Raw genomic sequence first — 6,522 nt, 5'->3', positions numbered from 1 at the left:
TCCGACGACGCACCTACCTGACCCGCGAAGCCGCAAGGCAGGACGTGTTCGAGTACATCGAGATGTTCTACAACCCGAAGCGCAAGCACACAAACAACGGCATGCTCTCGCCCGTTGACTTCGAAACTAGGCAGCAGAAACTGAACGAGGCAGGTGTCTAGGAAACCAGGGGCACCTCAGTTGGTCGGTTCCCATACCGCCATACTTCTTGCGCCAGCGGTAATAAGTCTGCTCGGTTACGCGAACCTGCCGGATCGCATCCACGCGCGTCACGCCCTGCCCGACAAGCACCTCAACCTGCCGCGTTATCGGGGCTTTCGCCGTGCCACTGGCACGACGGCCCCCTCAACCGCGACAATCTCTTCTGGCTTGTGCCGTTGCGTAGCCATCATGGCCCTCCGTTTTTCTAATCATTACGGTGGACCACTTCAGTGGGGGAGGACCACGTGGATCGATCGAAACGATAACGATAATGACTTCTCTTGGGGCCGAGCTACTTATTGACGGGAATGGTGCGCTGTCCAGCGAGGTCCTTGTCGCGAGAGAACACGGGATCGCCTCAGATTGGTGACCGATCACCGACCCTAAGGCAGTGCACAAGACGTGACGATTTCCACTTGACCCTCCAGTTGCTGGAGACCTCATCTGGTAATGCGAAGCCAGAAAAGGAGGCCAAAATGACTTCGCACGATCATCATTCGCACGCTATGGCCGCTCAGGTTACGCGTGACCCGGTTTGTGGCATGTTGGTAGACCCGAATGCGGGCAAGCCCAGCCAAGAACACGCAGGCCACCGCTATCATTTCTGTTCGCAGGGATGTCACGACAAGTTCGTCGCGGCGCCGGATGAGTATCTTGAGGCCAAGGACCCGGTCTGCGGCATGACCGTGGATCGCGCGACCGCCGCTCATATGGCGAAGCACGCGGGGCAGCGCTTTTACTTTTGCTCTCAAGGCTGTCACGACAAGTTCGCGGCAGATCCGGAGCGCTGGACGGGGCAGCACCCTGTTGCTGAACCGATGCCCGAGGGCACACTATACACCTGTCCAATGCATCCTGAAGTCGTGCAGGATCATCCTGGCGACTGCCCCAAATGCGGGATGGCGCTTGAGCCGATGCATCCCTCGGCCGACAGCGGTCCGAACCCGGAGCTGATCGACTTTCGTCGCAGGCTCTGGATCGGCGGACCACTCGCGGCGGCTGTCTTCCTGCTTGAGATGGGCGCGCATCTGGGCCTGCCTATCCGCGACTGGATCGGGCCAAAGGTCTTGCTGTGGCTCCAGTTTGCACTGGCAACACCGGTGATGTGGATTGCGCGACCGTTCTTCGTGAGGGGATGGAAGTCGATCGCGAACCGCTCGCCAAACATGTGGACGCTGATCGCGCTAGGCACCGGGGCCGCATACCTGTTCTCGGTCGCGGGACTTGTTGCGCCGGGCATCTTCCCGCCCGCGCTCCTCGATCACCACGGTCTGCCGCCGGTCTATTTCGAGGCTTCCGCCGTGATCCTGATCCTCGTTCTTATCGGACAAATCATGGAGCTAACCGCACGTGAGCGAACCGGTGACGCGATCCGCGCGCTGATGGACCTCGCGCCCAAGACGGCTCGCCGTGTGACCGAGGCGGGGTATGAGGATATCCCGCTGGATCGCGTGCAGGTCGGTGATCGGCTGCGTGTGCGCCCTGGCGAGGCGGTGCCGGTGGACGGTGCGATCATCGAAGGCCATTCGGCCGTGGATGAAAGCATGATCACCGGAGAGCCGGTGCCGGTCGAGAAGTCCATAGGCGATACGGTGACCGGTGGCACCCTCAACAAGCAGGGTAGCTTTGTCATGGAGGCAGGCGCAGTCGGCGCCGAAACGACTCTTGCCCGGATCGTCGCAATGGTTGGTCAGGCACAGCGTTCTCGTGCGCCCATACAGGCGCTGGCTGATCGCGTTTCTATGATTTTCGTGCCCGCAGTCGTCCTTTGCGCGGTTCTCTCCTTCATCGCATGGCTCGCCTTCGGGCCAAGCCCGGCGCTTGGCTACGCCTTCGTCGCAGCGGTTTCTGTGCTGATTATCGCTTGCCCCTGCGCCTTGGGCCTCGCCACGCCGATGTCGGTGATGGTCGGGACGGGGCGTGGTGCCCATGCTGGCGTGTTGATCCGTGATGCCGAGGCGCTTGAGCGCTTCGCCAAGGTAGATACACTGATCGTCGACAAGACCGGCACTCTGACGGAAGGGCGCCCGACGCTCACCGATACCATCGCGTTGGGGATCGATGAGGCTCAGGTGAAGGCATTGGCCGCTGCGCTCGAACGCGGCTCCGAACATCCGCTGGCCGAGGCGATTGTGGCGGGGGCAGGGGATGTGCCCAGGCTTGATGCGACTGAATTCGAGGCTGTGACGGGGCAGGGCGTCCGCGGACGGGTCGAGGGGGCGCGGATCGCACTAGGCAATGCCGCTCTGATGCGGGCCGAGGGCGCCGATGTGGCCAAGCTTGCGGATGACGCGTCACGGCTTCAGGGTGACGGTAAGACTGCCATGTTCCTCGCCCGAGACGGCGTTGTCGTTGGCCTCATCGCGGTCGCCGACCGGATCAAGGAAACCACCCCCGAGGCGATCCGGGCGCTGCATGCCGAGGGGCTGCGCATCGTGATGGCCACGGGTGACGAAGAGCGCACTGCACTGGCCGTTGCGCGCAGCCTTGGTATCGACGAGGTGCGCGCGGGCATCTCGCCCGAGGGCAAAGCTGCACTTGTGGCCGAATTGCGTAAATCCGGTGCGCGTGTCGCGATGGCGGGTGACGGAGTGAATGATGCGCCTGCGCTTGCGGCCGCCGACGTCGGTATCGCCATGGGAACGGGCGCGGATGTGGCGGTCGAAAGTGCTGGCCTGACACTGGTCAAAGGCGATCTTACCGGCATCCTGCGCGCGCGCCGGCTGGCCGAGGCCGTGATGCGCAATATTCGAGAGAACCTGTTCTTTGCCTTCGCCTACAACGCCGCAGGCGTGCCACTCGCAGCTGGTGTGCTCTACCCCGTCTTCGGGGTGTTGCTGTCGCCGATCGTGGCCGCATTGGCGATGAGCTTTTCGTCCGTCTCGGTGATCGTCAACGCGCTTCGGCTGCGCAAGGTCAAGCTGTGAGTTCAGCGGGGGCGGTTTGGCCGCCCCCGCTTCGCCCTCAGGCCGAGATGGAAAGCTCGGTCATCATCCCCGTCGCAAGATGCCCCATATGGTGGCAATGCAGCATCCAGGGCGCGGCTTCGCCCGCGTCGAACGCGATCGTCACGCTGTTCATGGGCGGCACGAGAACCGTGTCGCGGATCGCTCCGGGAAAGCGCGTTCCATTGATTTCGACGACCTGGAACACATGGCCGTGCAGGTGCATCGGATGCGCCATCATCGACATGTTGTGGAACATCAGTTCCACCCGCTCGCCAGACCGAGCGGTGACGGGCACACGGTTCTCCCACGTGCGCCCGTTGATGGTCCAGACATAGGGTTGCATCGCGCCCATCAGCATCACCATCTGCCCGTTTTGCAATGGACGTTCTGGCAAAGGATGCGCGGCGCGGAGCGCGAGTTCCTGCTGCATGTCGCTGGAAACCGGGGGATGCTCAACCTCGGACAGCGCGGGAATGCGGGGCACTTCGGCACCGGTCGGGGCTAGGATGATCCCGGTGCGCTCGCGTGCGCCTTCGCGCAACGCCAGGATCGGCACCGCCACCCCATCGTTCGGCAGGTCGATCTCGATGTCGAGGCGCTGGGCCGGAGCGGCGGAAAAACGGCTGCCTGCCAAGGCCACGACGGGTTCGCCATCGACGGCCACCAGGCGCCCGGTCTGCGACCCAAGATCGATCCAGAAGGCCGTCATCGAGGCGCCGTTGATCACCCGCAACCGGACACGGCCACCGCGTTCGACGGAGATCACCTCGGGATCGTCGAGTGTCCGGTCATTGGCGAGATAGGCATCGAACTCGAAGTCATTAAGGTCCATCGCCATGCTGCCCATGCCGTGCATTCCGCCCATCATCCCAGGCATGTTGCCCATTCCCATCATGCCGCTCATCTGCGCCATGCCGCCTGTAACCGGTGGGGCCTGATGATCCATGTTTGTGTGATCCACGGCAGAGCCTCCGCTCACCTCCGCCAGAACCTCCTGCGGGGTGCGGAAAGCGAAGTCATGCAGGAACATGATCACATCCTGCCGATCGGCCCGGGCATCCTCTGCGCTGCGCACGATAAGCGGGGCGGCAAGGAGGCCGATCTCTTGTTCTGGGATGTGGCTGTGCATCCAGAAAGTGCCTGGGCGCGGGGCATAGTCATAGGCGCGCGTCTCACCGGGTTTCAGCATGGCGTTGGTATTTGGCACACCATCTTGCGCATTCGGCGGGATCTGGCCATGCCAGTGCACGATCGTCTCTACGTCGAGAGTGTTGGTCAGATCGACGCGGAAACGCTGGCCGGGCTCAAGCATCAACCCCTGCCCACCTTGGGCATTGATCAAGCCCATAACGGTCGCAGCGCGTCCCTGAACCTCGATCACTCGGGTTGTAGCGCTTAGGGCAAAACTATCTGTGGCGGCGCGCACTCGCGCAGGCATGAGAAGCGAAGCGGCCGAGGCCGCAGTGGCGGCAAGAAAGCCGCGACGGGAAAGCTGGGTCATAGTGATCTCCAGGACAGAACGTTTTAGAGGACTTCCGAGGGTCTGAAGATCAGGCGCGTGGCGGATGACCTTCAGGTTCTGGCCAGAGGGAAGGCTTGTCCTCTTCGAGAGAAGTGAAGTCGAGGGACGCCATGCGCCGTGATCCCGTCGTTGTATGGGGCGAAGCTATGATCGCTATGACGCTAAGGCAATGCTGTCGGCAGGCCTCGTCCTGTAGCGCGGGAGCCGGTGTATTATGCCCAATCTGCCAAGCGTGCGCTTGGGACTCCGCTCTGAGAGTGGGCGTGAAGTCCGTCGCTGATAATCCAAGGCCGGCCGCAAGAACGGTTACGGTCAGCATGCGAAGGAACATGGCCGCGATCCACATGCGAGCACCATAGCGTGGCGCTGCTGATCTGTCAGTTGACTATTGCGGCATCAAGACATGCCCCCAAGGGACACCAGGAAACAAGCCGGTGTGTGAGCTTCAATATTTCGGGGCGCGATTCAGATGTGAGTGCCGTCGAACTGCACAAGAGCCGGACACCGTTGCTCACATGCCGCGAAGGAGTGGGCGGTAGGCCGAGCTGAGGCCGTTACATCGACCTTCCCAGAGGTAACATTTCATGTTCATTACGCACTTCTGAAGTCCTGAAACAGGTTCGAAATGTTACATCGATCAGGCTAAGGTGAGCCGCGAAATTCCTTATTTTATTGATAACAGCGCGCTTAAGTTAACACAAATGAGGCATGAAGCGCCAGATTTTGGATTTTCTTCTAGATAGGCGACGGCAACGGTGGGCAGTCATAGAGCTAAGACTACCACTTCTACGAGAGGCTAGAGTCACCCGCGGTGGCAAGTGGAGCGCCAGAACGCGGCATAAACTGAAACCACAACGAGCCAGGCCCTCCGTTCTCGATCAGCCCCTAGCGTCTCAAATCATCTGACGACGGACAATCCGCCCGCCGGGAGGGGGGGAGGCGCATGGGCAGATACCTGAGGGAAAACTGCCATTCTTCCAGTTCTCAGGGCGTATGGCTGTTGGTGCTGAAATCTTCACGGTCGAACTGGATCGCAATTGCGGAAAACGGATCGAAGCCTTGAATGTCGTCGGGCAGAGGGGCAGGGCTTTGACGGTGTAGTCGCGGATGTTGACGCCAAGAATTTTCGCCATCTCGAAATACATGGGCGACTCGATGTCGAACCCTTCGGCCTGATGGTCTAGGCATTTGCATGCGAAGGGAGAAATCGCCGAACCGTAACCGATACACATGATTTTTAAGGGGTTGGCGGTCTGTTCAAGGCGCGTCTGCAGGGCGCGGCGTTGGTGATAGCGGCCCGATTGCGACAGGTTGAAACAATTGGCGTAGTTTAAGGCGTGGCGTTGCAGGCGATCCGGTCGAGGGCCATGCTCCACTTTGACCTGCCCCCTGCTGGTCCCTCATTCATAACGAGAGTCTGCAGGTTGGATTTTGGTATTCCGGTTCCGCATCTGGCGCAAGCGCGCCGGGCGCGGGGCCCTCAAATTGCTCAAGCGTCCGGCGCGCTTGCTGCGGCGTCAGGTTCTTCAACGAGGAATGCGGCCTGACCGCATTGTAGTCGTAGCGCCAGAGGGCCAGCTTTCGCCGTGCGTCGTCGAGGCTGTCGAAGATTTCCTCGTTGAGCAGCTCGTCCCGCAGGCTGCCGTTGAAGCTTTCGATGAACGCGTTCTGCTGCGGCCTGCCGGGATCGATGTAGTGCCACGGCACGGTGTTCTCGTCAGCCCATTTCAGGATCGCCCGACTGGTGAACTCGGTGCCGTTGTCGCTGACGATGCAGCCGGGCTTGCCGTAGATCCGGATCAGGGCGCTGAGCTCCCGGGCAACCCGTGCGCCGGACAGGCTGGTGTCCGC

At 61.3% G+C, this 6,522-nt stretch carries 5 protein-coding genes and 1 pseudogene; 2 read left to right on the top strand and 4 right to left on the bottom strand.

Annotated features, from left to right (window positions below; all coding sequences use genetic code 11):
- Nucleotides 1–161: IS3 family transposase (locus tag CLN94_RS13715; RefSeq protein ID WP_143598934.1), on the top strand; the 161-nt coding region annotated here is incomplete at its 5' end.
- Between the two features lie 13 nt (nt 162–174).
- Here the strand turns inward: CLN94_RS13715 and CLN94_RS13710 are convergent.
- A pseudogene (locus CLN94_RS13710) lies at nt 175–389 on the bottom strand (hypothetical protein); the annotation flags it as partial.
- Between the two features lie 288 nt (nt 390–677).
- Here CLN94_RS13710 and CLN94_RS13705 point away from each other — a divergent pair.
- A complete protein-coding gene (locus CLN94_RS13705; RefSeq protein ID WP_096434586.1) occupies nt 678–3,128 on the top strand; it encodes a heavy metal translocating P-type ATPase in 2,451 nt (816 codons plus the stop codon).
- 37 nt (nt 3,129–3,165) lie between these two features.
- On the opposite strand, the gene CLN94_RS13700 is transcribed toward CLN94_RS13705, so the two are convergent.
- The 3 genes from CLN94_RS13700 to CLN94_RS13695 all read right to left on the bottom strand — a co-directional run.
- Complete coding sequence (locus CLN94_RS13700; protein ID WP_096434584.1) at nt 3,166–4,650, bottom strand: multicopper oxidase family protein; 1,485 nt, start codon at nt 4,648–4,650, stop codon at nt 3,166–3,168.
- A gap of 914 nt (nt 4,651–5,564) precedes the next feature.
- Nucleotides 5,565–6,047: a hypothetical protein gene (locus tag CLN94_RS13870; protein ID WP_143598940.1), complete on the bottom strand. Its 483-nt coding sequence runs from the start codon at nt 6,045–6,047 to the stop codon at nt 5,565–5,567.
- A gap of 28 nt (nt 6,048–6,075) precedes the next feature.
- Nucleotides 6,076–6,522 (bottom strand): integrase core domain-containing protein (locus CLN94_RS13695; protein ID WP_143598939.1); only part of this gene is annotated, 447 nt, incomplete at its 5' end.

Origin of the sequence: Pseudothioclava arenosa, assembly GCF_002358085.1 — a bacterium.
In the GTDB taxonomy this organism is placed as follows: Bacteria; Pseudomonadota; Alphaproteobacteria; order Rhodobacterales; family Rhodobacteraceae; genus Pseudothioclava; species Pseudothioclava arenosa.
This window is presented reverse-complemented; position numbering and strand designations above follow the sequence as displayed.

Bases quoted from the DNA above. Each gene is read 5' to 3' on its own strand.
- CLN94_RS13700 (WP_096434584.1), bottom strand. From the start codon at position 4,650: ATGACCCAGCTTTCCCGTCGCGGCTTTCTTGCCGCCACTGCGGCCTCG.
- CLN94_RS13705 (WP_096434586.1), top strand. From the start codon at position 678: ATGACTTCGCACGATCATCATTCGCACGCTATGGCCGCTCAGGTTACG.